The sequence below is a fragment of the Parvimonas sp. D9 genome, assembly GCF_035282565.1.
GTDB lineage: Bacteria > Bacillota > Clostridia > Tissierellales > Peptoniphilaceae > Parvimonas > Parvimonas micra.
Genome location: NZ_JAYKBM010000002.1, coordinates 202,320 through 228,966, shown reverse-complemented (window position 1 = coordinate 228,966; position 26,647 = coordinate 202,320). Strand labels below are relative to the sequence as shown.

The window sequence follows — 26,647 nt, the reverse complement described above, 5'->3', positions numbered from 1 at the left end:
ATGAATTTAAAACCTGAAAGAGTTTTTCACTATTTTAGAGAACTTTCAGATATTCCTCGTGAATCACATAATGAAAAGGCAGTATCTGATTATATTTATAATTTTGGAAAAAAATTAGGACTTGAAACAAAACAAGATGATATTCTTAATGTCTATATGAGAAAACCTGCAACAAAGGGATATGAAAACAAACCGGGAATAATCTTACAAGGACATATGGATATGGTTTGTGAAAAGGCTACAAGTTCAAAACATAATTTTGCAACAGATAAAATTGAATGGGTAATAAAAGATGATTTACTTTTTGCAAATAACACTACACTTGGAGCTGACGACGGAATAGCAGTTGCAATGGCGATGGCTATCTTGGAAGATGAAACTTTGATTCACCCTGAACTTGAAGTTCTTATTACAGTTACTGAAGAAACTACAATGGCTGGTGCTTTAGGACTTGAAAAAGGACTTTTAAAAGGAAAATACTTTTTTAATATCGATTCTGAAGAAGAAGGCATCTTAACACTTGGTTCAGCCGGAGGAACTTTATTTAGAACAAAATTAGAATTAAAATTTGAAAATAAAGAAGTGGAACTTGTTAAACTTCATTTTGACGGATATTTAGGCGGACATTCAGGAATGGAAATCGGCAAAAATAGAAGAAATATGATTAAAACCATTGCTGAATTTATAAAAGAGAGCGGACTTTCAATCTCAAGTGTAAACTGTGGAAATAAAGATAATGCAATTCCTAGAGTTGGAGAAATTGTAATTGAAAACTCTCCAAAATTAGATGAATTAATTTCTAAATTTACAGAAAAATATAATGGAGAGGAACAACTTACAATAGATAAGAAAGAAATTTCAAAAGGAAAAGTTTTAACAAATGAATTGAAAAATACTCTAGTTGAAATTTTAGAAAAGTTGCCTACAGGTGTGAATACAAAAGATGAAACCGGTATTATCAGTTCATCAAATCTTGCAATAGTTCAAACAACTGAAAATGAAATTTTAATTCGCGATTCAATTCGTTCATCTTCATTGAGTATTTTTGCAGATATGAAGTCATCTTTTGCTAAAATTGCTGAAAAATTAGGTTTAAAACATGAATTTTTGGGCGGTTATCCTTCATGGGAAAAGAAAGAAAATTCAACACTACAAAAATATGCAAACAAAGTTTATAAAGAGTTAACCGGAAAGGAATTTGAAAATATTATAGTTCATGCAGGACTTGAATGTGGAGCAATCTATGAAAAATATCCAAATCTTGAGTTGATTTCATTCGGGCCTGATATCAGAGGGGCGCATACTCCACAAGAAAATCTTTCAATTCCATCAACAGAAAGAGTTTATGACTTTACGCTAAAATTAATTGAAGAAATTGCAAAAAATTAATTTTAAAATTTTATTGAAAATCAGCTAAGCGATTAGCTGATTTTTTTTTATGTTGATATTTTAAGTTTTATTTAATATAATAAACATATAATAAATAAAAAGTATTTTATGCGGAGGTTTTTATGAGTGATATAGAATTTAAGTTTGGGAGTAAGTCAATCAAAAATGGAGAGAGTACTAAACTTTGTTCAATTTTGAATATGACTCCGGATTCTTTTTCAGATGGCGGAAAATATTTTGATATTGATAGAGCTGTAAAAAGAGCAAGAGAACTTGTTTCAGCCGGAACTTATATGCTTGATATAGGTGGAGAATCAACAAGACCTGGAAGCAAATTAATTTCCGTAGAAGAAGAGATTGAAAGAATTGTTCCGATTATCAAAGCGATTAAGTCTGAAATGGATGTTGTTATTTCCGTAGATACTTGGAAATCTGAAGTTGCTAAGGCTGCAATAGATGCAGGAGCAGATATTATTAATGATATTACAGGTTTACTCGGCGATGAAAAAATGGCTGATGTTATTGCAGATTCAAGTGTTGGATATATTATGATGTTTAATCCCGTAATTATAAGACCTGAACATGAAGGTGCAAAAATTTTTCCAAAGTTTGGAAAAAATGCATTCATAACGGATAAAGATTTGGAATATTTACAAGGTTTGGATATTTTAGATATGATGGAAGAATGTTTTAATAAAACTATAAATATTGCCATTTCAAAAGGTATAGAGAAATCAAGAATTTGTTTAGATCCCGGTATCGGTTTTGCTCTTACAAAAAGAGAAAACTTAGAATTGATTAAGGGAATAGATAGAATTCATGATATGGGATATTTATCGTTTTTAGGAGTTTCCAGAAAGAGATTTGTAGTAAATATTTTAACTGAAAATAATATTGACTCAGCTATAAAAACAGAAGAGGGACTTTCTAATGTAGATTTGGCATCTGCATATTTAAGTGCGATTGCATCTTTTAAAGGTGTAAATATACTAAGAGTTCATGATTTTGATAAACATTTTTCAGCAATTTTAATTGGAGATGCAATTAGAATGGCAGATAAAAGCGAAGATATTAATTTTGAAGCATATAAAAAATAGGAGGACTTATGAGTAAAGTTTGGATTGCTTTAGGTAGTAATATGGGAGAAGGTCGGAAAAATCTTGATTTAGCAATTAAGATGATGAACGAAAGAGGAGTTTTAGTTGAAAAAGTTTCAACTTATATAGAAACTGAGCCTTATGGTTATACAGAACAGGATAACTTTGTAAATGCAGTTTGTATAGCTGAGACAAAGCTTAGTCCTAGAGAGCTTTTAGAAGTTCTTTTGAAAATAGAGCTTGATATGGGACGAGTTAGAATAATCAAATGGGGACCAAGAATTATTGACTTAGATATTTTATTCTATGAAGATTTAATAATTGATGAAGAAGATTTAAAAGTTCCACATATTGAAATACAAAAAAGGTCTTTTGTTTTAGAGCCTGTGAATGAGATAAGTCCAGATAAAATTCATCCTGTATTTAAAAAGACTGTTCATCAATTATTGTTAGATTTAAACTCTTGTGATATTTAGAATTTAGGCTATAATTCTTGAAAAAATAGAGTTTTTATGTTAATATTATGTAAGATAAAAGATAATTAAGGAGGTTTTTTATGACACCACATAATAGAGCGATAGAAGGAGAAATTGCAGAAACTGTCTTAATGCCAGGAGATCCTTTAAGAGCTAAGTTTATTGCAGAAAATTTTTTAGAAGATGTTACATTATTTAATGATGTAAGAGGAATGTTAGGTTACACAGGAACTTACAAAGGAAAAAAAGTTTCAGTTATGGGAAGTGGAATGGGTGTTCCATCAATTGGAATTTACTCTTATGAATTAATCCATTTTTATGGGGTTAAAAATTTAATCAGAATTGGTTCTTGTGGAGCTTATAGCGATAAACTTAAATTATATGATATAGTTGTAGGAATGGCTGCTTCTACAGATTCAAACTTTGCTCATCAATATAAATTGGATGGAACATATTCAGCAAACTGTTCCTGGGAACTTTTAAGAAAAACTTATGAAGCGTCAAAAGAGCAAAACATTGATATCAATGTTGGTAATGTATTTTGTTCTGATATTTTCTATAATGCTTCACCTGAAGATTGGAAAAAATGGGCACAAATGGGAGTTCTAGCAGTAGATATGGAAAGTTATGCTCTTTATTGTGATGCTAACTATGCAGGAGTTAATGCTATTACAATTTTGACAGTTTCAGACTCATTCCATTTTAAAGAAATTACAACTCCTGAAGAAAGACAAAATAGTTTTACAACTATGATGAAATTAGCATTGGAGATAGCATAATGAAATTAAATAGATATATGGATCATACTGCGTTAAAGGCAGATACAACTTATGAAATGATAGACAAACTTTGTGAAGAGGCAAAAAAATATGACTTTTTCTCTGTTTGTGTTAATGGCTGTCATGTAAAAAGATGTGCTGAAAAACTAAAAGGTTCAAATACTAAAGTTTGTACTGTTGTAGGATTTCCACTAGGAGCAATGACAACTGAAAGTAAAGTTTTTGAAACTGAAAATGCAATCAAAAACGGTGCAAATGAAATTGATATGGTAATCAATATAGGTGCATTAAAATCAAATGATTTGGATTTTGTATATAATGATATAAAGGCACTTGTAGATGCTACAAGAGGAAAAGCACTTTTAAAAGTTATTATAGAAACTTGTCTATTAACTGATGAAGAAATTGTAAAAGTTTCAGAACTTTGTGTTAAGGCAGGAGCAGAATTTGTAAAAACTTCAACAGGATTTAGTACTTCAGGTGCAAATGAACATGTTGTTGCACTTATGAAAAAAACTGTAGGAGACAAAGCAAAAGTTAAAGCCAGTGGTGGAATCAGGGATAAGGCAACAGCTTTAAAAATGATTGAATTGGGTGCTGACAGATTGGGTGTAAGTGCTAGTGTAAAAATAATTTCAGAATAATTTGTGGAAGTTGGAAACAACTTCCTTTTTTTAATTATGATTTTTTTAAATAAATTTGAGTATTATTATTTTTTAGAGGGTATATTTTTTATAAAATCAGGAAGGGGATGATTTTTATGAAAAAAGTTGTAATACCTTTTATTATAGTTTGCCTTATAGTGATTGGAATTGCAATAAGATTTATGGGAAATGGTAAAAAAGGAGAGAAAGTTATGGAAAAACCAAAAGTTGATTTAAATTCGATTAAAAACAAAGGAGAGATTTATTTAGCAGGAGGTTGTTTCTGGGGTGTTGAAGGATATTTTTCAAAAATAGATGGCATTGCGGATACAACTGTTGGATATGCAAATGGAAATGGCTCAGAGACAAGCTACGAAAAAATTAAAAGTACAGATCATGCGGAAACTGTGCATATAGTTTATGATAAGGATAAAATTTCACTTGAGGAAATTTTACAACATTATTTTAGAATAATTGAACCTACAAGTGTTAATAAACAAGGAAATGATGCCGGTAGACAATATAGAACAGGGGTATATTTTGTTGATGAGAAGGATAAATCTGTTATAGAAAAATTTATTGATGATCAAAGACCAAATTTTGACAAACCTATAACTGTTGAAATTGAAAAACTTAAAAATTTTGTTGTCGCTGAAGAATATCATCAAGATTATTTAAAAAAACATCCAAACGGATATTGTCATATTGACTTGGGTCTTGCTGATAAGCCTCTTGAAAGAAAAGATGGAAAATATAAAAAACCAAGTAAAGAAGAACTAAAAAATAAATTGAGCGATTTAGAATACAATGTTACTCAAAATGCTGCAACTGAAAGACCTTTTTCAAGTAAATATGATAAATTTGATGAAAAGGGGATATATGTTGATATAGTAACAGGAGAACCACTTTTTTCTTCAAAAGATAAATATGATGCAGGTTGTGGATGGCCAAGTTTTACAAAACCAATTGATGAAAATATAAATTACAAAAAAGACGATAGTCATGGTCTTAAGAGGGTTGAAGTAAAAAGCAAGGGTGGAGATTCACATTTGGGCCATGTTTTTGATGATGGCCCTAAAGATAAAGGAGGAAAGAGATACTGTATTAATGGAGCTGCTTTAAGATTTATTCCTTTAGAGGATATGGAAAAAGAGGGATATGGGAAATATATTGATAAAGTTAAATAAAAATATTTTTTATATTTAATCATAAAGGGTATGTAATTTCGTTATTTTAATTACATACCTTTTTTGTTGTGTAATAATAAAGTTTTTGAGTTCCAGCCAGCTCAAAAGCATTGAGAAATGCGTATTGTTTTTATTTTTTATAAAAAAATAAAATGACAATAAAAAATCAAAAGTTTTCCTAAAATACATTGACTTATATACCGATTTAGAGTATAATACAGTTAATAAATTTTATAGGAGGTATTATATGAACTTATTATCTAGTTTTGTATTACTAAGCGGTTCGGGACTTGTTGATACTATCAACAAAATAAACGATTTTATCGCTGGTAAAATTTTAGTAGCTGGTTTGCTATTTGCGGGATTATTCCTTTCATTTATTTTGGGCTTCCCTCAAATTACAAAAATGGGAAAGGCTTTTAAATTAGTTTTTGGAGGACTTTTCAAAAAGAAAGAAGGACCTAAAGAAGAGGGTTCAATGTCTTCATTCCAAGCATTGGCGACAGCAGTTGCTGCACAAGTAGGAACAGGTAATGTTGCAGGGGTTGCAACTGCTATTACAGCAGGTGGACCTGGAGCAATTTTCTGGATGTGGTTATCAGCATTCTTTGGAATGGGAACAATTTTCGTAGAAGCGGTTTTAGCTCAAAAGTACAGATCTAAAATTGATGGCGAATTTGTAGGAGGACCTGCATATTACATATCAAAAGGTCTTAAGAAAACTGGAGCATTTGCTAAAATTTTAGCCGGATTTTTTGCAATTGCGATAGTATTAGCCTTAGGATTTATGGGTAATGCCGTTCAATCAAATTCAATAGCATCCGGTATTAAAGGTATTCAAGGACTTGAAAATATTAATCCGGCTATTATCGGTGTAGTTATTGCCGTTTTGGCTGCTCTAATTTTTATCGGTGGTATTGACAGAATTGCAAAATTTGCTGAACTTGTAGTTCCTGTAATGGCAGTAGTTTACATTTTAGGAAGTATAGTAATTTTAATTATGTTTGCTGGTCAAGTTGGACCTACTTTTGCATGGATTTTTAAGAGTGCATTTAGTGGTACAGCAGTTGCCGGTGGTATTGCTGGGGCAGCAGTTAAAGTTGCTGTTCAAAAAGGGGTTGCTAGAGGATTATTCTCTAATGAAGCTGGTATGGGTTCAACACCACATGCTCACGCAGTTGCAAATGTAAAACACCCTGCTGAACAAGGTTTAACAGCTATTATTGGTGTATTCATTGATACAGTTTTAGTATGTTCTGCAACAGCACTTGCCATTTTAGTAACAGGTGCTTATAATGTTAAAGGAGCTGACGGAAAATTCTTAGCCGGAGCACAATTAACTCAACAGGCATTTAGAACTGCATTCGGATCAGGTGGAGCTATTTTCTTAGCTATTTGTTTATCATTCTTTGCATTTACAACTATCGTTGGTTGGTACTATTTTGGAGAATCAAATATCAAATACTTATTTGGTAAAGCAGGACTTTTACCATATAGAGCTATAGTTCTTATCTGTATTATAGCCGGTTCTCTTGGAGAAGTTGCTATTGTTTGGTCATTAGCAGATATTTTCAATACATTAATGGTTATACCAAACGTAATTGCTATCCTTTGGTTATCATTTGAAGCCAGAGCTATTATGCAAGATTACAATAAATGTCTATTAAATAATGATGTACATTATGATTATGAAGTAAAATAATAATTTAATTAATGTGATTTTTTAGGAGAGATTTTTATCTCTCCTTTTTAATTATAAAAATATAAATTTAATAATTTTGTAACACTTTTGTAATAATTTTGTAATTTTTAGTGTTTATTTTTAGCTATTTGTTGATGTTATATAGAAAATATGATAAAATTATCTATATCAGGTAGTTATTTTAAAATAATTATAAGGAGGTATTTATGAAAATAAGCAAGAGACTTTTACTGTTTTCTATACTAATATCAAGTGTACTGGTTTCAAAAGATACTTTTGTTAGCGAGAAAGTAGTTGAGGCTGCAGAATATAAAAATGGAATATTTTATGGAGATGATGGTAAGCCTGCAAATTGGTGGTACAATGACGGCAAAGAATGGTACTTTTTCCAAAATGGGAAAAAGCATAATGGCTATGGAAAAGATGCTTCCGGAAAGAAATTTTTTGACAACGGAAAATATGCAAACTGGTGGAATGACGACGGAAAGGAATGGTATTTTTTCCAAAAAGGTGAAAAACATAGTGGTTATGGAGAAGATGCTTCCGGAAAGAAATTTTTTGACAACGGAAAATATGCAAACTGGTGGCATGATGATGGTAAAGAATGGTACTTTTTCCAAAATGGAAAGAAACACAATGGCTATGGAAAAGATGCTTCCGGAAAGAAATTTTTTGACAACGGAAAATATGCAAATTGGTGGTACGATGATGGCGAGGAATGGTACTTTTTCCAAAATGGAAAGAAATTTACAGGAACTGCGAAAGATGGTTCAGGAATTAGAGATTTCATAAATGGAAAATATTCAAAAGAAATTAAAAATGAGTATAAAAATGGATTGTTCTACGATGAAAACGGAGACCTAGCTAATTGGTGGTGTGAAGTTGGAAAAGAGTGGTACTTTTTCCAAAACGGAAAGAAACATAGCGGTTATGGAAAAGATGCTTCCGGAAAGAAATATTTTGATAATGGTAAATATGCAGATGGCTGGTATGATAATGGTGAAGAGTGGTACTTTTTCCAAGAAGGTAAAAAACATAGTGGCTATGGAATAGACGGTAATGGAAAAAAATATTTTGATAACGGGAAGTATGCAAATTGGTGGCATGATGATGGCGAAGATTGGTATTATTTTAAAGACGGAGATAAACATAGCGGTTATGGAATAGACGCTAGCGGAAAGAAATTTTTTGATAATGGAGAATATGCAAATGGCTGGTATGATAATGGCGAAGATTGGTATTTTTTCCAAAAGGGTGAAAAATTTACAGGGCGAGCTAGAGATGAATCAGGATATAGATATTTTGTAAATGGAAAATATGGAAAGAATCCATCTCAATCCGAATTTATAAATAAAATTACACCGGGAGTTTTAAAAGCTATTAAGGGTAAAGGATTATTTCCTTCAATAGCGGTTGCACAAGCTTGTTTAGAAACCGGCTATGGAAATGACAGCTTATCACCTCCACCTATTTATAATTTATTTGGAATAAAAGCCGGTAAAGATACTCCTCCTTCAAGGTATTATGAAATGAGGACTGCAGAATATAAAAACGGTAAAAAATATTATATTACAGCTAAGTTTATGAAGTTTTCAGGTTATGATGAAGCATTTGAATACTATGCGAAATTATTCACAAAAAATAATTGGCTTAGAAAATATTATGCTGGTGTATTGGCTGCAAAAACTCCGGAAGAAGCTGCAGAAGCTTTAACAGGAACTTATGCAACTGATCCTAATTATGGAAAAAAACTTTTAGATATAATTGATAAGCACGGATTAAGAGAATTGGATAAGGAAATTTTTCCTAATGGAGTAAAACCTTAGATGAAGAAATTTAAGAACGAATTTATTGGACTTTGTTCAGGCTTTTTTTGGGCTGTTAATGGTACAGTTTTATCTTTGCTAATGGGGAGTAAATTGCTGAAAAGTTATAATGTAGGAGTTATATTTCTTCTACCTTTAGTTTTTGCAGGATTTAACGACCTGTTTGCAGGATTATTTGTTCTTGGATATAATGGAATTTTTGGAAAATTAAATAGGATATTACCCGCATTGAAAACAAAGACAGGAAAATGGGTTTGTTTTGCGGGTTTGATAGGAGGACCTGTCGGACAATGTTCATATATTATGGGCATTTCTTTGGCAGGTCCTGCTTATGCAATTCCAATTTCTGCATTATGTCCGATGTTTGGAACTCTTTTATCTTTTTTGTTTTTAAAAGAAAAAATTAATTTAAAAACTTTTATTTGTATTATTGGCTGTATTGTAGGGACATTTATTCTTTCATATTCAAAGCCTACAGGAAATTATCCTTATTTTTATCTTGGGATTTTATTTTCTTTACTTGCAAGTTTTAGCTGGGGACTTGAAGCAACTATTGTAAACTTTGCCACTAAAGAGAAACTTGAGGAAGAAATAATCTTAAATATTAGAGAGTTAGTTTCCGGAATTAGTATATTGTTTTTAGTTTTACCTTGCTTAAATTTGTTTGGAAGTTTTATCACGACAATAAAAAGTTTTGATATATTGAAGTGTTTGATTTTCGCAGGATTTTTTGCAGGTTTAAGTTATTTGCTTTATTATAAAGAGATGAGATTAAATGGAGTTTCAAAAGGAATGGCTCTAAATAGTACTTTTAGTTTATGGAGTGTTATTTTATCTGTTATATTTTTTTCTACTCCACTTACTTTAACCTTATTGATGGGTGTTGCTATTGTAACCATCTCAATAGTAGGTTTATCATTTAGTAGTTAGAAAATTTATTAAAAATGAGACAAAAAATATTTTAATTATTTAAGATAAAGTATTTATTTAAAATTAAAAATGTAGTATAATAAACATGTATGAAAAATAAAAGGAGGAAATTTGTATGCATCCAATGTTACAAAAACATGTAGACTCAGGTTATATGAAAGAAGAACATGGTCTATATATCGAAGAAGCTATAGCTAAAGGAGAAACTTTAATTATTTCAGGACATAGATCTGCTGGAATAAGACCATTTATGGCAGCTATTATGGCAGTTGCTAAAGGTTCACATAAAACTGCTCAAGTTAAAGATGAAGCCGGAATCGAAGCTGCAAGTGATGTAGATTATATTTTAATTCCTGCACTTACAGAAGAAAACTGTGAATCAATGGTTCAAGCTGCTTTTAATAAAAAAGGTATGGGAACTATTACTTTCAAAGAAACAGAACTTAAATATTCAATGATGAAAATCATGAAAGTTCAAGCTAAAGAAGTTGGCGATTTAACTAAAGTTGTTCATTTAATTGAATGTAGAAAATTAGATGGTATTCCACACTTAATTAATTTTAGTAAAATGACTTATGATGAAAAAGGAAAAGTTAAGAGAGAAGATTTACTAAGTTGTGAAGATTACGAATAAGATTAAGAGCAAGAATTTGATTCTTGCTTTTTTTGTGCATAAAATTCCTTTATGATAAAATCCTAAAAGTGTCTCAATTGAAAAAAATTGTTTTTTATGTTATCATATTTGATAGTATTGGAGGATTTTTTGTGATTATTTTTGGATTAGATCCCGGAATTGCAATTGTTGGTTATGGAATTATAGAGGCTATCGGGAATAGAGTAAGACTTATAGATTATGGAGTAATTGAAACAAAAGCAGGAATTCCACTTCCTGATAGGCTTAAAATTATTGATGAAGAATTGAATAGATTAATAGAACTACATAATGTTGATGAACTTGCAATTGAAGAGTTATTCTTTAATAAAAATGTAAAAACTGTAATCAATGTTGCGCAGGCAAGAGGAGTTGAAATTTTATCTTTTACAAAGAAAAATATCTTGGCTTATGAATATACTCCTTTACAAGTTAAACAGGCTATTACAGGCTATGGTAGGGCGGATAAAAAGCAAATGCAGGAAAGCATTAAGATGATTTTTAAACTTAAGTCCGTTCCTAAACCTGATGATGCTGCAGATGCTTTGGCAATTGCGCTTTGTCATTTTTTTAGCTTGAAATTTAAAGAACAATTTAGAATGAAATAGGTGTTTTATGTACGAATATATTAGTGGAGAACTTAAATTTATTTACAATGATTATATTGTTATAGATAATGGTGGAATAGGTTATAAGATTTTTACTTCCAACAATACATTGTTTAATGTAACAGTTGGAGAGTATTATACAATTTATACAGATTACATAGTTAAAGAAGATTATGTCGCTCTTTTTGGTTTTAGAACTATGGATGAACTTTCAATGTTTAAATTACTTGTAAGCGTAAATAGCATTGGTCCAAAGGTGGCATGTGGAATTTTATCATCAATGTCTGTTGACAGTTTGAAATTGACTATCGTAAATGGAGATGCAGTTGCTCTTGCTACAGCTAAAGGTGTGGGTAAGAAAACTGCACAAAAAATCATTTTGGAATTAAAGGATAAAATTTCTATTGACAGTATAAATAGTAAAGATATTTCAGGTATGGAAACAACTTTAGATAGTGGAAAAGACTTGGAAAAGAGAGAACTTGTTTCAGATGCTTTAATTAATTTAGGATTTATGAAAAATGATATTGAGAGATTTCTTTCAAGTATAAATATTGATGAAATGGAAATTGAAGATATAATTAAACTTAGTATGAAAAAATTATAGGTGTTAATATGTTTGAAGATTATGAAGATAGAATTATCGGTACGGGTTTTTCAAGAGAAGATATTGAAATAGAAACCAGTTTAAGACCGAAATGGATTGATGAATATATTGGTCAAGAAAAAGCAAAGGAAAGACTTAAAATTTTTATTGAGGCTGCGAAGACAAGAAATGAGCCTCTTGACCATAGTTTGCTTTATGGTCCTCCGGGACTTGGAAAAACAACTCTTGCAAATATAATTGCAAATGAAATGGGTGTTAATATCAGAGTTACATCAGGTCCAGCCATAGAAAAGCCAAGTGACCTTGCAAGTATTTTGACGAATTTAAGTAAAGATGATGTTTTGTTTATAGATGAAATTCACAGAATAAATAGAAGTGTTGAAGAAATTTTATATCCTGCAATGGAAGACTATGCACTTGATATAATAATTGGTAAAGGTCCAAGTGCCAGAAGTCTTAGAATTGACCTTGAAAAATTTACTTTGATAGGTGCAACGACAAGAACAGGACAACTTACAGGACCACTTCGTGACAGATTTGGAATTATGTTGAGTCTTGAATTATATAGTATTGAAAATTTACAAAAAATAATTACAAGATCTGCAGGAATTTTGGGAATTGAAATTGAACCTGAGGGAGCGCTTGAAATTGCAAGACGTTCCAGAGGAACTCCTAGAATTGCAAACAGACTTTTAAAGAGAGTTCGAGACTTTGCACAAGTTAAGAGAAATGGAAAAATTGATTTACAAACCAGCAAAGACGGGCTTGATATTTTGGAAGTAGATTCTCTTGGTCTTGATACGATAGACAGAAAAATAATAACTACAATAATAGATAATTTTTCGGGAGGCCCTGTTGGGATTGATACAATAGCTGCATCTACAGGTGAGGAGAGAATTACAATAGAAGATGTCTATGAACCTTATTTACTACAAATAGGATTTTTAAGTAGAACAAGCAGAGGAAGAATTGTAACTGAAAAAGCATACAAGCATTTTGGTAGAATAAAAAAGTAACGATTATTTGATTGTTACTTTTTTGTGTTTAAGAAGATTTAAATAAATTTATTTTAAAAATGGTTGTTTACTTTAAAAAAATTTGAAAAATATTGAAAAACAATATATAATATAAGTTTGTAGATGTATTTTATAATTTAATAAAAGGAAGAGTGTTAATGAATAGTTTAAAAACTGATGATTTTGATTTTGAGCTTGATGAGTCTTTGATTGCTCAGTTTCCGCTTAAGGATAGATCAAGTTCAAAACTTTTAGTTGTAAATAGAGAAAATTTTGATTTAGAACATAAAAATTTTAAAAATATTGTTGATTATATAAAAAAAGATGATGTTTTGGTAATTAATGATACTAAAGTTATTCCTGCAAGACTTTTTGGAGCAAGACACGGTAAGGATGAAGCCATTGAAGTTTTGCTTTTGAAAAAGCACGAGGATAATACTTGGGAAACTTTGGTTAAACCCGGAAAGAAAATGAAGATAGGCTCTAAAGTTGAGTTTGGAAATGGAAAATTACTTGGAGAAGTTGTAGGTATAAGTGAAGATGGAGAGAGATTTGTAAAATTTTCTTATGACGGAATTTTTGAGGAAATTTTAGATGAACTTGGAACAATGCCACTTCCACCATATATTCACGAAAAATTGGAAGAAAGAGATAGATATCAAACTGTTTATGCAAAACACAATGGCTCAGCCGCAGCACCGACTGCAGGACTTCATTTTACAGATGAACTTTTAAAAGAGCTTCAAGAAAAGGGAGTTAAGATTGCAAGAGTTACTCTTCATGTTGGACTTGGAACTTTTAGACCTGTTAAGGTTGATAATGTTTTGGAACATAAGATGCATGATGAGTATTATGAAATTTCAGAAGAAAGTGTTGAAATAATTAATTCTGCAAAGGAAAAAGGAAATAGAATTTTTGCGGTTGGAACAACAAGTGTAAGAACTTTGGAAACAGTTTATAAAAAATATGGAAAACTTGTAGCTTGTAAGGGGAATACGGATATTTTCATATATCCTGGTTTTGAGTTTAAGGTTGTTGATTGCCTTATTACAAATTTTCATTTGCCAAAATCAACATTAATTATGCTTGTTAGTGCTTTTGCATCAAAAGAGATAATAATGAATGCATATAATGAGGCTACGAAAAACAAATACAGATTTTTCAGTTTTGGCGACGCAATGCTTATTAAAAAGGAGAAATAATGGAATTAAAATATGAATTGATAAAAAAGTCTTCGGATTGTAATGCAAGACTTGGAAAAATATATACAAATAGGGGTGTTATCGAAACTCCGATTTTTATGCCCGTAGGAACGAGAGCGACTGTAAAGGCGATGAATGTAGATGAGTTAAAAGAAATTGGCTCACAGATAATTTTAGGAAATACTTACCATTTGTATTTAAAACCAGGTCAAGAAATTATTAGAATGGCTGGTGGACTTCATAAGTTTATGAATTGGGATAAGCCAATTTTAACGGATAGTGGTGGTTTTCAAGTTTTCAGTCTTGGAGATATTAGAAAGATAACTGAAGAGGGTGTAGAGTTCAGATCTCATATTGACGGTTCAAAGCATTTTATTTCTCCTGAAAAATCAATGGAAATTCAAAATGATTTAGGTTCTGATATTATGATGGCTTTTGACGAATGTGCACCATATCCTGCAAGTTATGATTATGTAAAAAATTCTATGGAAAGAACTTTACGTTGGTTAAAGAGATGCAAGGATTATCATAAAAGCACAGATAATCAAGCACTTTTTGGAATTATTCAAGGTGGAATGTTTAAGGATTTAAGAAGAGAGTCTGCACTTGCTACAATTGATATGGATTTACCGGGCTATGCTATTGGAGGTCTTAGTGTAGGAGAACCTAAAGAAATTATGGTTGAATATCTAAATTATACAACACAATTTATGCCTGAAAATAAGCCTAGATATTTAATGGGAGTGGGAACTCCGGATTATTTATTTGAAGCTGTTGAAGCGGGTATTGATATGGCTGACTGTGTTCTTCCAACAAGAATTGCAAGAAACGGAACTGCAATGACTTCAAAGGGAAAACTCGTTATAAAAAATGCTAAATATGCAAAGGACTTTGCTCCACTTGATGATGAATGTGATTGCTATGCTTGTAGAAATCATACAAGAGCTTATATTAGACATTTGATTAATGTTGATGAAATATTAGGGGCAAGACTTCTTTCAATCCACAATTTAAGATTTTTACTTAAAACAATGGAAAATATAAGACAAGCAATTAGAGAAGATAGATTTTTAGAATATAAAAAAGAATTCTATAAAAATTATGGATATGAGGATTAGAAATGAATAAATTTTTAAAATTATTGTTAATTTTAGCGATTACACCGATAATATTAGCGACAGCAGGATTTGCTGTATTGCCGTCATCAGTTTTTGCTTATATTAAAGACGGAAAAGAAGTTTTTATAGGCTCCTTTATGATTTATACATTTGCTATAGTAAATGCTGTATTATCATTCTTTGGAATAACATATTTAAGAAGAGTTAGAAAGAAATTTAATGACGAAAACTATCCAACAGGTGTAACTGTTGTAGCTTTTGTAAATTTGCTTATTTCTATTATGTGTAATTACTTTACATTTTCAGTTTTAAAACTTATGTTAAAAAATTCAAAAATGGAAATTCCATTTTATGTAATTAGATTAGTTTTCACTTTAATTGCAATTTTAACTGTATTATATGGAATTTATTTGAGAAAAGCAAATAGAGATAGTGAGTTTGCAATAAGAAACAAATGGACAATGAGTAATGATATAGTTTTTGGCTTTGCAAATAAATTTTCTGGAATTGTCTTTATTGCAGGTGGAATATTTCTTTCGATAGTATCTTGGATTATTGGAAATCAAAGTCAATTATATATTACAACATTATTTACTTTAATAATTTGTGCAATATCATCAAATTATATAAGCAGAACAATAGGTATGAAATACAAAATGATGTATAAGGAAAAAGAAAAGAAAATATAGATTAAAAAAAGAAGTCTTAAGCGACTTCTTTTAATTTGTATCTTTTTATGAATATTCCCAGTAGTGTATAAAATACTATAAACACAACTTGTGATGCAACAAATAGTAAGAATTTTTCAAAATTTATTTCTTCTAAAAACTTTACAAAATAATATTGTGGCATAAATTTAGAAACATTAATTAGGGCTTGTGGTAAGAATTTCATTGGTAAAAATACTCCTGATGAAAATGCCATTATTAATGTGAAAGCTGAATTTACACCGTTTACAACTTTTACATCCTTTGAAATTGATACAAATAGTTGTCCTAGTGAAATTGCAGTAAATGAAAATATAAATACTGCCAAGCTCATATATACTAAATTAGTTTTAGGTATTTCTTCGTTCACTCTTGATATTGAAACAGCTAAATAAAAACTTGATATTAATATAGATATTATTACCTGAGCTAAAAATTGTTGTAAAGTTTGAGATTTTTGACTATAAGGGGACAAAGCCATTCTTTTTAAAAGACTTTCTTTTTTAAATTCAGCATCAATATTTATAATTATTGAAATTATACTCATAAAAACTATATAACTTAGGATTAAAAAAGTAGTGTTAAAGGCTTCTTTTCCTTTTTCTTGATTATATAATTTAGTATCTATTATCTTTACATCAATCTCTTTCTTTAATGTATTTATTACCTCTTGTTGATCAACATTTGAATTTATTGCAGACAATGTGTAATTGAGATAACTTTTTAAATCTATTTTTAAAAAGGTTATATATGAAGTTTTTGTTGGTGCTAAAATTGAAATTGCTTTTTTATTATTTAACAAATTTTGTTTAAAATCTTTATTAATTACCATATAAGCTATAATTTTATCCTCAACAATTTGTTTTCTTGCTTCGCTTTCCGTAATTTTTTCTTCTTTTACATTATGTTTTTCTTTTAAATAATTTATTAAGGCTTTTGACTCTTCACTTTTATCTTCATCATTTATCATTAAGTCCAGCTTCATAGGTTTAAATTCAACATTATTATCTTTTGAGCTGGTAAATATAATCAACATAACCATAAAAATTATGAAAGAAAATAAAACTGCTTTTATATTTTTTATAAATATTTTCATATAATTTTTAAATATCATTATACTTATGCCTCCTCAAATATATTAATGCAATTCCAAATAGAACTATAGTAAATGGAATTATAAATTTAGCCATTGTAATTAAGTAGCTATTGTCATTTGCGATATTTACACCTAATAGTGCATTTTCCATATAGAATGTTGGATTTATCTTTTTTATTATAGGGAAAGCTGAAGTTATAGCATTTGTTACACTTGAGCCCATCATTCCTGAAGTATAATTCATAAGTAAAATACATCCAAGTCCAACCATTGTTTTAGTTTCGGTTTTTGCTTTTAATGCCACTGCAAGGAACATTCCCATAGTTATTCCAAAAATCATAATTAAAATTATAGTAATAATTGAAGCTAAATAGTTTGTTATCAGGGTTATCCCAAATACAAGTTTTAAATAAATAATCAATAATGTAGAATTAAAACTTGTAACTATAAGTGCAGATATTATTCCGTTTATTAAATAAGTTGATTTTTTTATTGGAGAAACTAACATTCTTACTGCAAAATCAGACGAATCATATAATATATTATCTATGTAGATAACGCCATCAAACATAGTATATAGACTTGCCATAATAATTATTGAAAAAAGTATGGGTTCAACACCTGTAACACCATGGTTTTTGTCCTCTATAAAGTCTTTATCTATATTTTTTATAATTTCTTCTTGGTCAATTTTTGTTTCATATATTTGTTTTATTTGGTCAAGGATATTTTTAGCAACCATAACTTCTGAATTAGATGATATAATTTTTAAAGACAAATCATCTTCTATAAAGGCTTTATATTCTTTATTTTTTAGATCTGTTTGAACATCTTCTTTTACTTCTTTAAGATTAAGATATGGAATTTGTTTTAAAATATATTCATGGGGATTATTTTTGTTAATTCCAACATTTACTTTATCAAAATTTTTGCCCATATTAGGAATTACTAGGCAAAAGAATGTAGCTAAAATCATAGGGAAAAAAGTATTCCAAAATAAATTTAGTTTATCTCTAGTTAAATGTAGCAAATTTACTTTTAAAGCAGATAAAATTCCCATTATTCTCTAAGCTCCTTTCCTGTCATTTCTAAGAAAATATCTTCCAGTTTAGGTTTCTTTGAAAAAATTTCTTCATACACTACATTATTTTCATCTAGTAAATATATTAATTTTTTAATATTTCCTGTATCACTGGAATAGTTAAAAGTTACTTGATTTTCCTTTGCTTCAACATCAATTACTTCATCTTGTTTTTCCAAAATAGAAATAATTTCGGGCTTTATAAAACCTACAACTGTAATCTTTTCTTTTACACTTACTCCATTAATTAAAGTTTGCATATCACCGGTTAAGATATTTTTTCCATTATCCATAATAGAAATTTTATTGCAAAGATATTCAGCTTCATCTAAATAGTGAGTAGTATAAAGAATTGATGATCCATTTTCAGCTAAATTTTTAATTCCATCTAAGATAAACTTTCTGCTTTGAGCATCTACTGCAACTGTTGGCTCGTCTAAAATTACAAGTTCAGGCTTATGTGAAATACCACAAGCGATATTTAAACGTCTTTTAAGCCCACCTGATAGCTTCTTTTCCAACATTTTTTCATGACTTTGAAGTCCTGTAAATTCAATAGCTTCATTTACAAGTCTTTTTCTTTCATTTTTATTAGATATATATAGACCACAAAAATAGTCGATATTTTCTTTTACAGTTAAATTATTAAAAACAGCAAGTTCTTGAGGAACAATTCCAATTTTTTTCTTAATTTCATATTCATTAGAAATATCTTTTTTTCCAAAAACTTCAATAGTTCCACTGTCATATTTCAAAAGAGAAAGCATACACATTATTGAAGTCGTCTTTCCACAACCGTTTGGACCTATTAGTCCAAGTACATCTCCTTTCTCAAGAGATAAATTAAAATGGTCTAAAACTATTTTTTCTTTAAATTTTTTAATTAAATCTTCTATTTTTATAATCATAATTATCACCTCACCAATATTATATCAACAAATTTTTTTAAAAATTAGTGTATTATGTAATTTTATCAATATGACAAATGTAATTTTTTGAAAAATATGGTAAAATAGTTATAATAGTTTTTAAATGATTATTGTTTTATTTATTTTAAATTAGATGGAGATATTATGGTATTTTTAAAGTATTTTTTATTAAATTTTTTGTTTTTATTTTCAGAAAAAATGGGTTTTGCTAATGTTGCAATTTTTAGTTTGATTTCGTTAATTTTTGTGCTTATAGTTGAAATTAAGGAAAATATATATTATAGTTTAGCCTTGTCGGTAATTTTCTTGATAATAATTTACTATTTTCCGGAATTTAGATTTTTTAGTTTTTCATTTATTTATGCAATTTACAGCAAATCAATATACAATATCCCAATATTCTTCGTGTTTTTAATTACAAAAGAAGTTGACTTTTTAACATTGTCTTTACTAATTGTTTGTCTATCTCAATATGATAGGGAGCTATATGAAAGAAAAGTTTTTTATCATAGAGAGTTTTTAAATTTCTATAAGACGAATTATAAATTACAAAAGAACTTAAAAAGTATGTATCTCGAAGAAGAAAAAAAGAATTATGAAAGTATATTAAAAGAAAGAGAAAAAATTTCAAAAGAATTGCATAATTCAATAGGACATACAATTTCAGCTTCCGTTTTAGAGCTAAGGGCATTGGAATTTATCTGTAAAGATGAAGAGATAAAAACTTCAGTTATAAGAATTAGGGAGAATTTATCAGGTGGATTAGTTGATATAAGAAAAATAATTCATAATATGTATAAATCTGCATTTGATTTGCAAAGTTCGATAGAAAAAATTATAAATGTTCCAAATATAAAGTCAAAATTAATATATAGAGTTAAAACAAAGATGAATGAAAATTTAAGTTTTGACATTCTAAGCATTGTAAAAGAAGCTTTTGCTAATTTTACCAAACATTCAAATGGAGATAGTTTTACTGTAAGAATAATAGAAAATGAAAATTCTTATATAATTACGATTTTTGACAATGGAAAAAATATTAATATAGAAAAAAATGACGGTCTTGGTATTTTATCGATGGAAGAAATAGCCAAAAAATATAATGGGCTATTCAATGTTATTACAGATGATGGATTTAAGATAAATATTGCAATAGATAAGGGAGAGAATAATGAAAATTTTAATGGTTGATGATGATTTATTAGTATTAAATGCTTTAAGCACCATATTAGGAAAAAGTGGATTTGAAATTGTGCTTGCAACAACAGATTCTAAAAAAGCTGTTGAAACTTATAAAGAAAGTGAAATTGATGTAGTAATTTTAGATATTAGAATGAAAGAAGTAAATGGAGTTGATGTTGCAATAGAAATTTTAGAATATGACAAAGATGCCAAAATAATGCTCTTAACAACTTTCAATGATAGAGATGATATAATTAGAGCTTTAAACAAAGGTGTTTTAGGAGTTATTTTAAAGGATAATGTTGCATCACTAATTCCTGCGATAGAAAGTGTAAGTCTTGGAAATAAAATTTTAGATAATGAACTGAATTTAAAAAATCTTTTTAATACTACAAAAAAAGATTTTAATCTTTTAACTCAAAAAGAGATTGAAATATTAGAACAAATTGCTAAGGGATTATCTAATAAAGAAATCTCTGAAAAATTATTTTTAAGTGAGGGAACTGTTAGAAATTATATTTCAGGAATTTTAGAAAAGTTAGAACTTAGAGATAGAACGCAACTTGCAATATATTATTATACGAAGTAAATAAACAAGCACACAAAAAGCCAACATTTTGTTGGCTTTTTGTCTTGAAACAAGGAGGTTTCAGATTTTTGTTATATAAAACATATAGTAAATTGCAAATTAATCATTATGTTTTGAATAATCTAATTCTTTTTCAGAGTGAGCAACAACAACTGAGCAAGTTATATCTCCTAGTATATTAATTGCTGTTCTAATCATATCAAAAATTCTGTCAATTCCTGCTACCAATGCGATTCCTTCAATAGGAAGGCCAACACTTTGCAGAACCATTGTAAGCATAATTACTCCTGCTCCTGGGACTCCAGCTGTTCCAACCGAGGCAAGTGTTGTAGTAAGTACAATTACAACTTGTTGTTGCATTGATAAATTTATTCCATAAACCTGTGCTATAAATAGTGCACATACACCTTGATATATTGCAGTTCCATCCATATTTATAGTTGCACCCAAAGGCAGAACGAAACTTGCAATTGGTTTTGAAACACCCATTTCTTCTTCTGCAGTTTCCATAGAAACAGGAAGTGTTCCAGCGGAAGAAGCAGTTGAAAAAGCAACAAAAAATGGAGTTGACGCTTTTTTAAAAAAAGTTCTAACTTTCATCTTTGTAAAGATTTTTATAGATGATGAATACACTAAAAGTGCATGAATTATACTAGCTAAATAAACTATAAAAATTACTTTAATTAATGGAATTATAACTTTTGGTCCATTATTTGCAATAACTGGAGTAATTAAACCTAATACTCCAATTGGAGCAAGTTTCATTATTCCATTTGTAATTGAAATCATCGCATTTGATATTCCATCAAAAAATGCAAATACCGGTTTTGATTTTGTTTCTCCTAATGATAGAAGTCCACCGCCAAGTATCAATGCAAATACTATAATTTGTAACATACTTCCATCAACTATTGACTTCATAGGATTTGATGGAATTATATTGATTAGAGTATCTATAAAATTAGGTGCTTCATTTACTTTTACTTCTTTTAAAGTTGTAGGTAGAGTGAATCCTGAACCGGGTTTTAAAACATTAGTAAATGCTAAACCCAGAATGATGGCAAAGGTAGTTGTTAAAAAATAAAATACAAAAGTTTTTAAACCTATTTTTCCAAGTTTCTTTATATCTTTTAATTCAGCAACTCCAACAACTAAAGATGAAAATACTAAAGGAACTATTACTAATTTAATTAAATTAAGAAATATTGTTCCAATAGGTTTAAAATAAGCATCAGCAATTTTTGGATTTGATTGTAAACACAGACCTAAAGCTACACCGATGAAAAGTGCAATTATAATCTGTAAGGGTAATGATATTTTCTTTCTTTTTTTCATGGTTATTCCTCCTATAATAATTTATTACTATAACACAATGCACCTATATTATATCATATATTTAAATAAAATAAAATATCTTTATTGATAAAATTCGTCACGGTAAATTATTTTCCTGTAATTTTTAATAAAAATTTATTAAAAAACTAGCATTTTTTTAAATATATTAAATTGTATAGAAATTTTTGTCAAAATATTTTAATAAATATTACTTTATCTTTTTAAGTGTTATATATTTGTAAAAATATTGTATAAATATTTAATTTTAATTGAATAAATTTACAAATTTTGTTATAATACATAGTGAGTGGAGGTGTATTAATTATGAATAAAAATAAATTCGAAAATGGCAGTATTAAGATATCAAACGATATTTTTTATATGATTGCTGCAATGGCAACTATCGAAGTTGAAGGTGTAAAATCTATCGTTGGAATTCCTACCGATGTTGAAAAAATTAATGCAAAAAATTCTAAGAAGGGAATAGAAATTGAATTTCTAGAAAATGGAATTCACATTGGTGTTAAAGTTTCTATAGAATATGGACAAAAATTTGAAGAAATCGTTAAAAAAATTCAAGAAAATATAAAATTAAAAGTAGAAATGATGACAAGTATTAAAGTTTTAGGTGTAAATATTTGTATTGAATCTATTGAAAAGTAGAGTGTTTATATGACTAGAAGTGAAGCACGAGAATGGTGTATGAAGTTGATTTATCAATTAAGTATACATAATAATTTTAAATGTGACGAGATAGAAAGTTTTATAGAGTATTTCGATTTGCCTAGTAGCGAGGTTAAATATATTAGAAAAAATTGTAAATCTATAATAGATAATCTTGATAACATTGATAATATTATAAAGGAAAACTTAGAAGGCTGCTGGAATTACAATAGAATAGCTAAAATTGATTTGGCAATTCTTAGAGTTGCAGTAAATGAAATTTATTACTTAGACGATATTCCTGAAAGTGTTGCAATAAATGAAGCTATAGAAATTGCGAATAAATATTCTACTGACGCTTCATATAAGTTTATAAATGGAATTTTGGGAACTATCGTTAGAGCAAAAAAATAAAATATATTTTTAGGAGGTAGTTATAATGTTACTTAATACTTTATTGTTAGTTGTGTTCGTTGGTATTGTTTTTTCAGGCATAGCTGTGTCAACTTTTTTAGTTGGAACTGAAGGTAACAAGAGATGGATTGTTTATCCAGTTTTCTGTGCGATTTGTATTGGTATATTTTTGTTTTTTAAAAATACTATGAATTTAAATTTCCTACCTTGGAGAAATGCATATTTGATTGTTACATTCTATGTTTCAGCTGTTTGTACATTAATGGCATTTATAGCTATTCCTAAAACATCTTTAAAAGCATTAAAAGAAAGTGTAGTTCCTGCAGTAAGCATATTTACAATTGCCGGAGTTCTTTTAATGATTTACTAAAATAGGAGAGTTTTGATGACAACATTTAAGGTTAAAGAAGTGAGTAAGTATATTTCGAATGTACTTAGGAGAGATTCTTTTTTATCTAACATAAGTGTTGAAGGCGAAGTATCTAATTTTAAAAAATCGGGTGGTCATAGTTATTTTAGTATCAAAGATGATGAAGCTATGCTTAAATGTGTAGTTTTTAAAACTATTCCGATTGCACAAAGTTTGAATCTAACTGACGGACAAAAGGTTGTCGTAACAGGAACTGTTATGACTTATGAAAAAGGAAGCTACTATCAGATTTTATGTAAAAATGTTGAAGAGGTCGGTCGTGGAAATTTATATGAGCAGTTTTTAGCTCTAAAAGAAAAACTTTCAAAAGAAGGTCTTTTTAATTCTGAATTAAAAAAGCCAATTCCGAAATTTCCCAAGAATATAGGAGTTGTTACTGCTAAAAACGGAGCGGCAATTCGTGATATTTTAAATACATTGCGAAGAAGATATAGGATTGCAAATATATATTTTTATCCTGCTAAGGTTCAAGGGATTGGTGCAAGTGATGAAATAGCTCTTGGCGTTAAATATTTAGATTCACTTGATTTTATTGACACAATAATTGTTGGTAGAGGTGGTGGTTCTTTTGAAGATTTGAATGCGTTTAATGATGAAAATCTCATTAGAACCATTTTTAATTGTAAAAAACCTGTTATATCAGCAGTTGGTCATGAGATAGATACAATGCTAACAGATTATGTTGCAGATAAGAGAGCTGCGACTCCGACGGCAGGAGCAGAGCTTTCATCTGTAAGCATGGATGAGATAAAAGAATTTTTAAATCAAGCAGAGAAAAAACTTAATAAAAATATTTTAGAAGAAATTTCTGCTGAAAAAGTTCAGCTTGAACATTTTAAAAAAGAATTGGAATATTACAATCCGGCTAATAGAATTACTACATTGAAAGAAAATCTTGAAAATTTGAAAAAATCTTTGGATGAAAAAATAGTTTCAATTTTTAAATATAATAAACAATTATTAGATTTTAAAAGACAATCTTTGGAGATTATAAATCCGAACAGTATTTTAGATAGAGGATATAGCATTATTTATAATGATAAGAATGAAATTGTAAAGGATATTAAGACTGTAAATGTAGGAGATTCTTTGAAACTTAAAGTTTCTAATGGAGAGATTATTTCCGATGTTAAGGAGATTATAGATGGCAATTAAGTTGGAAAATTATGATAAGGGAATTGAAGAACTTATTAAAATTGTAAATACTTTAGAAAAAGAACAATTAAGTCTTGAAAAAAGTATTGAGTTGTATAAAAAGGGAATGAAACTTCATAAAGAATTAGTTGATATTTTGGAAAAAGAAGAAGGTAGACTATTCTTATTTGATGAAAAGGCTCAAGATGAAGAGGAAAAATTTGTAGAAAAAACTTTAGAAGATGGACAAGTGAGTTTAGAATTATAATGGAAGATTTTATAAAATTAATTCATAATGATAAAAGCATAATTGAGACAAGATTAAATAAAGTTTATGCATATAATAATGAGTTTGAAAAAATGTGTGCTTATTCTTTTTCTGTTGGTGGAAAGAGAATAAGAGCAATTTTGCTTTTAGAGGCTTTTAAAATTTGTAGGGATATTTCAGATATAGCTATAGACTTTTCAGTTGCTTTAGAGCTTATTCATAACTATTCTTTAGTTCATGATGATTTACCTGAAATGGATGATGATAAATTTAGAAGAGGAGTATTATCTGTTTATGGTAAATATGGACAGTCAAATGCTGTTTTAGTAGGAGATGAGCTTTTAAATAATGCAAATTTAATTATGTTTAAAGCCATTAAACAACTTGAAAATATTGATGAAATCAAAAATGCTATTTCTGCAAGTGAAATAATTTTAAATTCAAGTGGAATAAATGGAATGATTTATGGTCAGTTTTTAGATCTTGAAAATAATGTAGAGAATTTAAGTGATATTGAAAAGATTAATTCTCTAAAGACAGGAGAACTTTTTAAAGCTGCAATTTTAGCAGGAGCAAAACTTGGTGGAGCAAGTGATAATGATTTAGCACATTTGGAGATTTACGCCAAAAACCTAGGTTTAGTTTTCCAACTTCAAGATGATTTATTCGACTATGATGAGGATGTTGAGTTAAATAAAAAAACTTTTGCGACCGTTCTGGGAAAGAGTGAAGTTGAAAAGAAAATTGAAGAACTAAATAAGATTTCATTGCAAGAAATTAATAAAATTTCAGGAAGAAAAGAATTTTTTGTAAATTTCATTGATTATATGGCAAAAAGGACTTACTAATGGAAAGAGCAGATATTTGTTTAGTTAATCTGGGTCTTGCAAAATCAAGAACTCATGCAAAGAGGATTATTACAGAAAAAAGAGCTTTTTATGATGGTAAAATTATAGAAAAAGTTTCAATGATGATTGAAAAACCTGAATTAGTAATAGTAAAAGCAACTTTTGAAGATAGTTATGTTGGAAGAGGAGCTATTAAGTTAGACTCTGCAATTAAAAACTTTAAACTTGATTTGGAAAATTTAATCTGTATGGATATTGGTGCATCAACAGGGGGATTTACTCAAATTATGTTAAATGCAAATGCAAAAAAAGTTTATGCAATAGATGTCGGAACAGATCAATTAGCAAAGAGTTTACTTGCTGATGATAGAGTAGTAAGTTTAGAAAATATAAATTTTCGATATTTAGATTTTGAAGTTATAGGAGAGAAGCTTGATTTTATTTCTATCGACGTTTCTTTTATTTCTTTAAAATATATTTTTGAAAATTTGTATAAATTTTTAAAAGAAGATAGTCAAATTGTGGCACTAATAAAACCACAATTTGAATGTGAGGGAAAGAGCTTAAATAAAAAGGGAATAGTAAAGTCTGAAAAAGTTATAGAAAATGTAATTGAAAAGGTCAGACTTTATGCACTTGGAAATAAGCTCGAAATAATTTCCATAATTGATTCTCCAATACTCGGCGGAGATGGAAATAAAGAAAAATTAGCACTTATTAAAGGGATTTTTTAAGAGG

At 28.9% G+C, this 26,647-nt stretch carries 29 protein-coding genes; 25 read left to right on the top strand and 4 right to left on the bottom strand.

Going from position 1 to position 26,647, the window contains the following annotated elements; genetic code table 11:
• The 16 genes from pepD to VJI94_RS03235 all read left to right on the top strand — a co-directional run bounded on the left by pepD (nt 1) and on the right by VJI94_RS03235 (nt 15,922).
• On the top strand, nt 1–1,389 hold the full coding sequence (pepD, locus tag VJI94_RS03310) for a beta-Ala-His dipeptidase (protein ID WP_029949780.1): 1,389 nt from the start codon (nt 1–3) through the stop codon (nt 1,387–1,389).
• 122 nt (nt 1,390–1,511) lie between these two features.
• Nucleotides 1,512–2,486, top strand: coding sequence for a dihydropteroate synthase (gene folP, locus VJI94_RS03305; protein WP_324008320.1), 975 nt, complete (start codon nt 1,512–1,514; stop codon nt 2,484–2,486).
• An 8-nt stretch (nt 2,487–2,494) separates the two neighbouring features.
• The gene (gene folK, locus VJI94_RS03300) at nt 2,495–2,962 is read left to right on the top strand and encodes a 2-amino-4-hydroxy-6-hydroxymethyldihydropteridine diphosphokinase (protein WP_041954420.1); all 468 of its coding nucleotides are present in this window, start codon (nt 2,495–2,497) and stop codon (nt 2,960–2,962) included.
• Between the two features lie 80 nt (nt 2,963–3,042).
• Nucleotides 3,043–3,741, top strand: a complete 699-nt coding sequence (gene deoD / locus VJI94_RS03295; RefSeq protein WP_324008319.1) for a purine-nucleoside phosphorylase — start codon at nt 3,043–3,045, stop codon at nt 3,739–3,741.
• Nucleotides 3,741–4,385, top strand: a complete 645-nt coding sequence (gene deoC / locus VJI94_RS03290; RefSeq protein WP_150263176.1) for a deoxyribose-phosphate aldolase — start codon at nt 3,741–3,743, stop codon at nt 4,383–4,385. Before deoD ends, deoC begins: the two co-directional genes overlap by 1 nt.
• Nucleotides 4,386–4,501: 116 nt before the next feature.
• A complete protein-coding gene (gene msrB / locus VJI94_RS03285; protein WP_029949768.1) occupies nt 4,502–5,572 on the top strand; it encodes a peptide-methionine (R)-S-oxide reductase MsrB in 1,071 nt (356 codons plus the stop codon).
• A gap of 247 nt (nt 5,573–5,819) precedes the next feature.
• On the top strand, nt 5,820–7,274 hold the full coding sequence (locus tag VJI94_RS03280) for a sodium:alanine symporter family protein (protein WP_324008318.1): 1,455 nt from the start codon (nt 5,820–5,822) through the stop codon (nt 7,272–7,274).
• A 206-nt stretch (nt 7,275–7,480) separates the two neighbouring features.
• Nucleotides 7,481–9,100, top strand: coding sequence for a glucosaminidase domain-containing protein (locus tag VJI94_RS03275; RefSeq protein WP_324008317.1), 1,620 nt, complete (start codon nt 7,481–7,483; stop codon nt 9,098–9,100).
• Nucleotides 9,101–10,030 (top strand): DMT family transporter, encoded by a 930-nt coding sequence (locus VJI94_RS03270; RefSeq protein ID WP_324008315.1) that lies wholly within the window; start codon nt 9,101–9,103, stop codon nt 10,028–10,030. It abuts the gene before it with no gap.
• A gap of 115 nt (nt 10,031–10,145) precedes the next feature.
• Nucleotides 10,146–10,664, top strand: coding sequence for a hypothetical protein (locus VJI94_RS03265; RefSeq protein ID WP_004833001.1), 519 nt, complete (start codon nt 10,146–10,148; stop codon nt 10,662–10,664).
• A 131-nt stretch (nt 10,665–10,795) separates the two neighbouring features.
• Nucleotides 10,796–11,290, top strand: a complete 495-nt coding sequence (ruvC, locus tag VJI94_RS03260) for a crossover junction endodeoxyribonuclease RuvC (protein WP_324008314.1) — start codon at nt 10,796–10,798, stop codon at nt 11,288–11,290.
• 7 nt (nt 11,291–11,297) lie between these two features.
• Complete coding sequence (ruvA, locus tag VJI94_RS03255) at nt 11,298–11,897, top strand: Holliday junction branch migration protein RuvA (protein ID WP_324008313.1); 600 nt, start codon at nt 11,298–11,300, stop codon at nt 11,895–11,897.
• Nucleotides 11,898–11,905: 8 nt separating this feature from the next.
• Nucleotides 11,906–12,913, top strand: a complete 1,008-nt coding sequence (ruvB, locus tag VJI94_RS03250) for a Holliday junction branch migration DNA helicase RuvB (protein ID WP_004833004.1) — start codon at nt 11,906–11,908, stop codon at nt 12,911–12,913.
• Between the two features lie 158 nt (nt 12,914–13,071).
• Nucleotides 13,072–14,115 carry a tRNA preQ1(34) S-adenosylmethionine ribosyltransferase-isomerase QueA gene (gene queA / locus VJI94_RS03245; RefSeq protein WP_324008312.1) on the top strand — a complete coding sequence of 348 codons (1,044 nt, stop codon included), beginning with the start codon at nt 13,072–13,074 and terminating at the stop codon, nt 14,113–14,115.
• Complete coding sequence (gene tgt / locus VJI94_RS03240) at nt 14,115–15,233, top strand: tRNA guanosine(34) transglycosylase Tgt (protein ID WP_324008311.1); 1,119 nt, start codon at nt 14,115–14,117, stop codon at nt 15,231–15,233. Before queA ends, tgt begins: the two co-directional genes overlap by 1 nt.
• 2 nt (nt 15,234–15,235) lie before the next feature.
• Nucleotides 15,236–15,922: an SdpI family protein gene (locus tag VJI94_RS03235; protein ID WP_324008309.1), complete on the top strand. Its 687-nt coding sequence runs from the start codon at nt 15,236–15,238 to the stop codon at nt 15,920–15,922.
• A gap of 16 nt (nt 15,923–15,938) precedes the next feature.
• On the opposite strand, the gene VJI94_RS03230 is transcribed toward VJI94_RS03235, so the two are convergent.
• From VJI94_RS03230 to VJI94_RS03220, 3 genes are read right to left on the bottom strand one after another with little or no spacing between them, the layout of a single operon-like run.
• Nucleotides 15,939–17,054, bottom strand: coding sequence for an ABC transporter permease (locus VJI94_RS03230; RefSeq protein ID WP_324008307.1), 1,116 nt, complete (start codon nt 17,052–17,054; stop codon nt 15,939–15,941).
• Nucleotides 17,044–18,096 carry an ABC transporter permease gene (locus VJI94_RS03225; protein WP_324008305.1) on the bottom strand — a complete coding sequence of 351 codons (1,053 nt, stop codon included), beginning with the start codon at nt 18,094–18,096 and terminating at the stop codon, nt 17,044–17,046. The genes VJI94_RS03230 and VJI94_RS03225 overlap by 11 nt, the downstream gene beginning before the upstream one ends.
• A complete protein-coding gene (locus VJI94_RS03220) occupies nt 18,096–19,025 on the bottom strand; it encodes an ABC transporter ATP-binding protein (protein WP_004833010.1) in 930 nt (309 codons plus the stop codon). The genes VJI94_RS03225 and VJI94_RS03220 overlap by 1 nt, the downstream gene beginning before the upstream one ends.
• Before the next feature lie 165 nt (nt 19,026–19,190).
• Here VJI94_RS03220 and VJI94_RS03215 point away from each other — a divergent pair, with 165 nt between their 5' ends.
• Nucleotides 19,191–20,237 (top strand): sensor histidine kinase, encoded by a 1,047-nt coding sequence (locus VJI94_RS03215; RefSeq protein WP_324008304.1) that lies wholly within the window; start codon nt 19,191–19,193, stop codon nt 20,235–20,237.
• Complete coding sequence (locus VJI94_RS03210) at nt 20,218–20,817, top strand: response regulator transcription factor (protein WP_269754828.1); 600 nt, start codon at nt 20,218–20,220, stop codon at nt 20,815–20,817. Before VJI94_RS03215 ends, VJI94_RS03210 begins: the two co-directional genes overlap by 20 nt.
• A gap of 99 nt (nt 20,818–20,916) precedes the next feature.
• Here VJI94_RS03210 and VJI94_RS03205 read toward each other — a convergent pair whose 3' ends face one another.
• Nucleotides 20,917–22,152 (bottom strand): dicarboxylate/amino acid:cation symporter, encoded by a 1,236-nt coding sequence (locus VJI94_RS03205; RefSeq protein ID WP_324008303.1) that lies wholly within the window; start codon nt 22,150–22,152, stop codon nt 20,917–20,919.
• A 324-nt stretch (nt 22,153–22,476) separates the two neighbouring features.
• Between VJI94_RS03205 and VJI94_RS03200 the strand changes: the two genes are divergently transcribed.
• The 7 genes from VJI94_RS03200 to VJI94_RS03170 are packed head-to-tail and all read left to right on the top strand — an operon-like array spanning nt 22,477 to nt 26,643.
• Nucleotides 22,477–22,815 carry an Asp23/Gls24 family envelope stress response protein gene (locus tag VJI94_RS03200; protein ID WP_029949732.1) on the top strand — a complete coding sequence of 113 codons (339 nt, stop codon included), beginning with the start codon at nt 22,477–22,479 and terminating at the stop codon, nt 22,813–22,815.
• A gap of 9 nt (nt 22,816–22,824) precedes the next feature.
• Nucleotides 22,825–23,229 carry a transcription antitermination factor NusB gene (nusB, locus tag VJI94_RS03195; protein WP_004833016.1) on the top strand — a complete coding sequence of 135 codons (405 nt, stop codon included), beginning with the start codon at nt 22,825–22,827 and terminating at the stop codon, nt 23,227–23,229.
• Nucleotides 23,230–23,254: 25 nt separating this feature from the next.
• Entirely contained in the window at nt 23,255–23,599 is a 345-nt protein-coding gene (locus VJI94_RS03190; RefSeq protein ID WP_004833017.1) for a hypothetical protein, read from the top strand.
• Nucleotides 23,600–23,614: 15 nt separating this feature from the next.
• Nucleotides 23,615–24,814, top strand: a complete 1,200-nt coding sequence (gene xseA / locus VJI94_RS03185; RefSeq protein ID WP_004833018.1) for an exodeoxyribonuclease VII large subunit — start codon at nt 23,615–23,617, stop codon at nt 24,812–24,814.
• The gene (gene xseB, locus VJI94_RS03180; RefSeq protein ID WP_029949726.1) at nt 24,804–25,061 is read left to right on the top strand and encodes an exodeoxyribonuclease VII small subunit; all 258 of its coding nucleotides are present in this window, start codon (nt 24,804–24,806) and stop codon (nt 25,059–25,061) included. Before xseA ends, xseB begins: the two co-directional genes overlap by 11 nt.
• Nucleotides 25,061–25,909: a polyprenyl synthetase family protein gene (locus VJI94_RS03175; protein WP_029949724.1), complete on the top strand. Its 849-nt coding sequence runs from the start codon at nt 25,061–25,063 to the stop codon at nt 25,907–25,909. Before xseB ends, VJI94_RS03175 begins: the two co-directional genes overlap by 1 nt.
• Nucleotides 25,909–26,643, top strand: a complete 735-nt coding sequence (locus VJI94_RS03170; protein WP_269720522.1) for a TlyA family RNA methyltransferase — start codon at nt 25,909–25,911, stop codon at nt 26,641–26,643. The genes VJI94_RS03175 and VJI94_RS03170 overlap by 1 nt, the downstream gene beginning before the upstream one ends.
• Nucleotides 26,644–26,647: the final 4 nt, after the last annotated feature.

Excerpts from the sequence above, each read along its gene's own strand:
- VJI94_RS03205 (WP_324008303.1), bottom strand. The coding sequence starts at position 22,152 with ATGAAAAAAAGAAAGAAAATATCATTACCCTTACAGATTATAATTGCA.
- ruvB (WP_004833004.1), top strand. The coding sequence starts at position 11,906 with ATGTTTGAAGATTATGAAGATAGAATTATCGGTACGGGTTTTTCAAGA.
- xseB (WP_029949726.1), top strand. The coding sequence starts at position 24,804 with ATGGCAATTAAGTTGGAAAATTATGATAAGGGAATTGAAGAACTTATT.
- deoD (WP_324008319.1), top strand. The coding sequence starts at position 3,043 with ATGACACCACATAATAGAGCGATAGAAGGAGAAATTGCAGAAACTGTC.
- deoC (WP_150263176.1), top strand. The coding sequence starts at position 3,741 with ATGAAATTAAATAGATATATGGATCATACTGCGTTAAAGGCAGATACA.
- VJI94_RS03170 (WP_269720522.1), top strand. The coding sequence starts at position 25,909 with ATGGAAAGAGCAGATATTTGTTTAGTTAATCTGGGTCTTGCAAAATCA.
- queA (WP_324008312.1), top strand. The coding sequence starts at position 13,072 with ATGAATAGTTTAAAAACTGATGATTTTGATTTTGAGCTTGATGAGTCT.
- VJI94_RS03215 (WP_324008304.1), top strand. The coding sequence starts at position 19,191 with ATGGTATTTTTAAAGTATTTTTTATTAAATTTTTTGTTTTTATTTTCA.
- VJI94_RS03270 (WP_324008315.1), top strand. The coding sequence starts at position 9,101 with ATGAAGAAATTTAAGAACGAATTTATTGGACTTTGTTCAGGCTTTTTT.
- VJI94_RS03175 (WP_029949724.1), top strand. The coding sequence starts at position 25,061 with ATGGAAGATTTTATAAAATTAATTCATAATGATAAAAGCATAATTGAG.
- VJI94_RS03225 (WP_324008305.1), bottom strand. The coding sequence starts at position 18,096 with ATGGGAATTTTATCTGCTTTAAAAGTAAATTTGCTACATTTAACTAGA.
- pepD (WP_029949780.1), top strand. The coding sequence starts at position 1 with ATGAATTTAAAACCTGAAAGAGTTTTTCACTATTTTAGAGAACTTTCA.
- VJI94_RS03280 (WP_324008318.1), top strand. The coding sequence starts at position 5,820 with ATGAACTTATTATCTAGTTTTGTATTACTAAGCGGTTCGGGACTTGTT.
- xseA (WP_004833018.1), top strand. The coding sequence starts at position 23,615 with ATGACAACATTTAAGGTTAAAGAAGTGAGTAAGTATATTTCGAATGTA.
- VJI94_RS03235 (WP_324008309.1), top strand. The coding sequence starts at position 15,236 with ATGAATAAATTTTTAAAATTATTGTTAATTTTAGCGATTACACCGATA.
- VJI94_RS03265 (WP_004833001.1), top strand. The coding sequence starts at position 10,146 with ATGCATCCAATGTTACAAAAACATGTAGACTCAGGTTATATGAAAGAA.
- nusB (WP_004833016.1), top strand. The coding sequence starts at position 22,825 with ATGACTAGAAGTGAAGCACGAGAATGGTGTATGAAGTTGATTTATCAA.
- VJI94_RS03230 (WP_324008307.1), bottom strand. The coding sequence starts at position 17,054 with ATGATATTTAAAAATTATATGAAAATATTTATAAAAAATATAAAAGCA.
- tgt (WP_324008311.1), top strand. The coding sequence starts at position 14,115 with ATGGAATTAAAATATGAATTGATAAAAAAGTCTTCGGATTGTAATGCA.
- folP (WP_324008320.1), top strand. The coding sequence starts at position 1,512 with ATGAGTGATATAGAATTTAAGTTTGGGAGTAAGTCAATCAAAAATGGA.
- VJI94_RS03200 (WP_029949732.1), top strand. The coding sequence starts at position 22,477 with ATGAATAAAAATAAATTCGAAAATGGCAGTATTAAGATATCAAACGAT.
- folK (WP_041954420.1), top strand. The coding sequence starts at position 2,495 with ATGAGTAAAGTTTGGATTGCTTTAGGTAGTAATATGGGAGAAGGTCGG.
- ruvA (WP_324008313.1), top strand. The coding sequence starts at position 11,298 with ATGTACGAATATATTAGTGGAGAACTTAAATTTATTTACAATGATTAT.
- msrB (WP_029949768.1), top strand. The coding sequence starts at position 4,502 with ATGAAAAAAGTTGTAATACCTTTTATTATAGTTTGCCTTATAGTGATT.
- VJI94_RS03210 (WP_269754828.1), top strand. The coding sequence starts at position 20,218 with ATGAAAATTTTAATGGTTGATGATGATTTATTAGTATTAAATGCTTTA.
- VJI94_RS03220 (WP_004833010.1), bottom strand. The coding sequence starts at position 19,025 with ATGATTATAAAAATAGAAGATTTAATTAAAAAATTTAAAGAAAAAATA.
- VJI94_RS03190 (WP_004833017.1), top strand. The coding sequence starts at position 23,255 with ATGTTACTTAATACTTTATTGTTAGTTGTGTTCGTTGGTATTGTTTTT.
- VJI94_RS03275 (WP_324008317.1), top strand. The coding sequence starts at position 7,481 with ATGAAAATAAGCAAGAGACTTTTACTGTTTTCTATACTAATATCAAGT.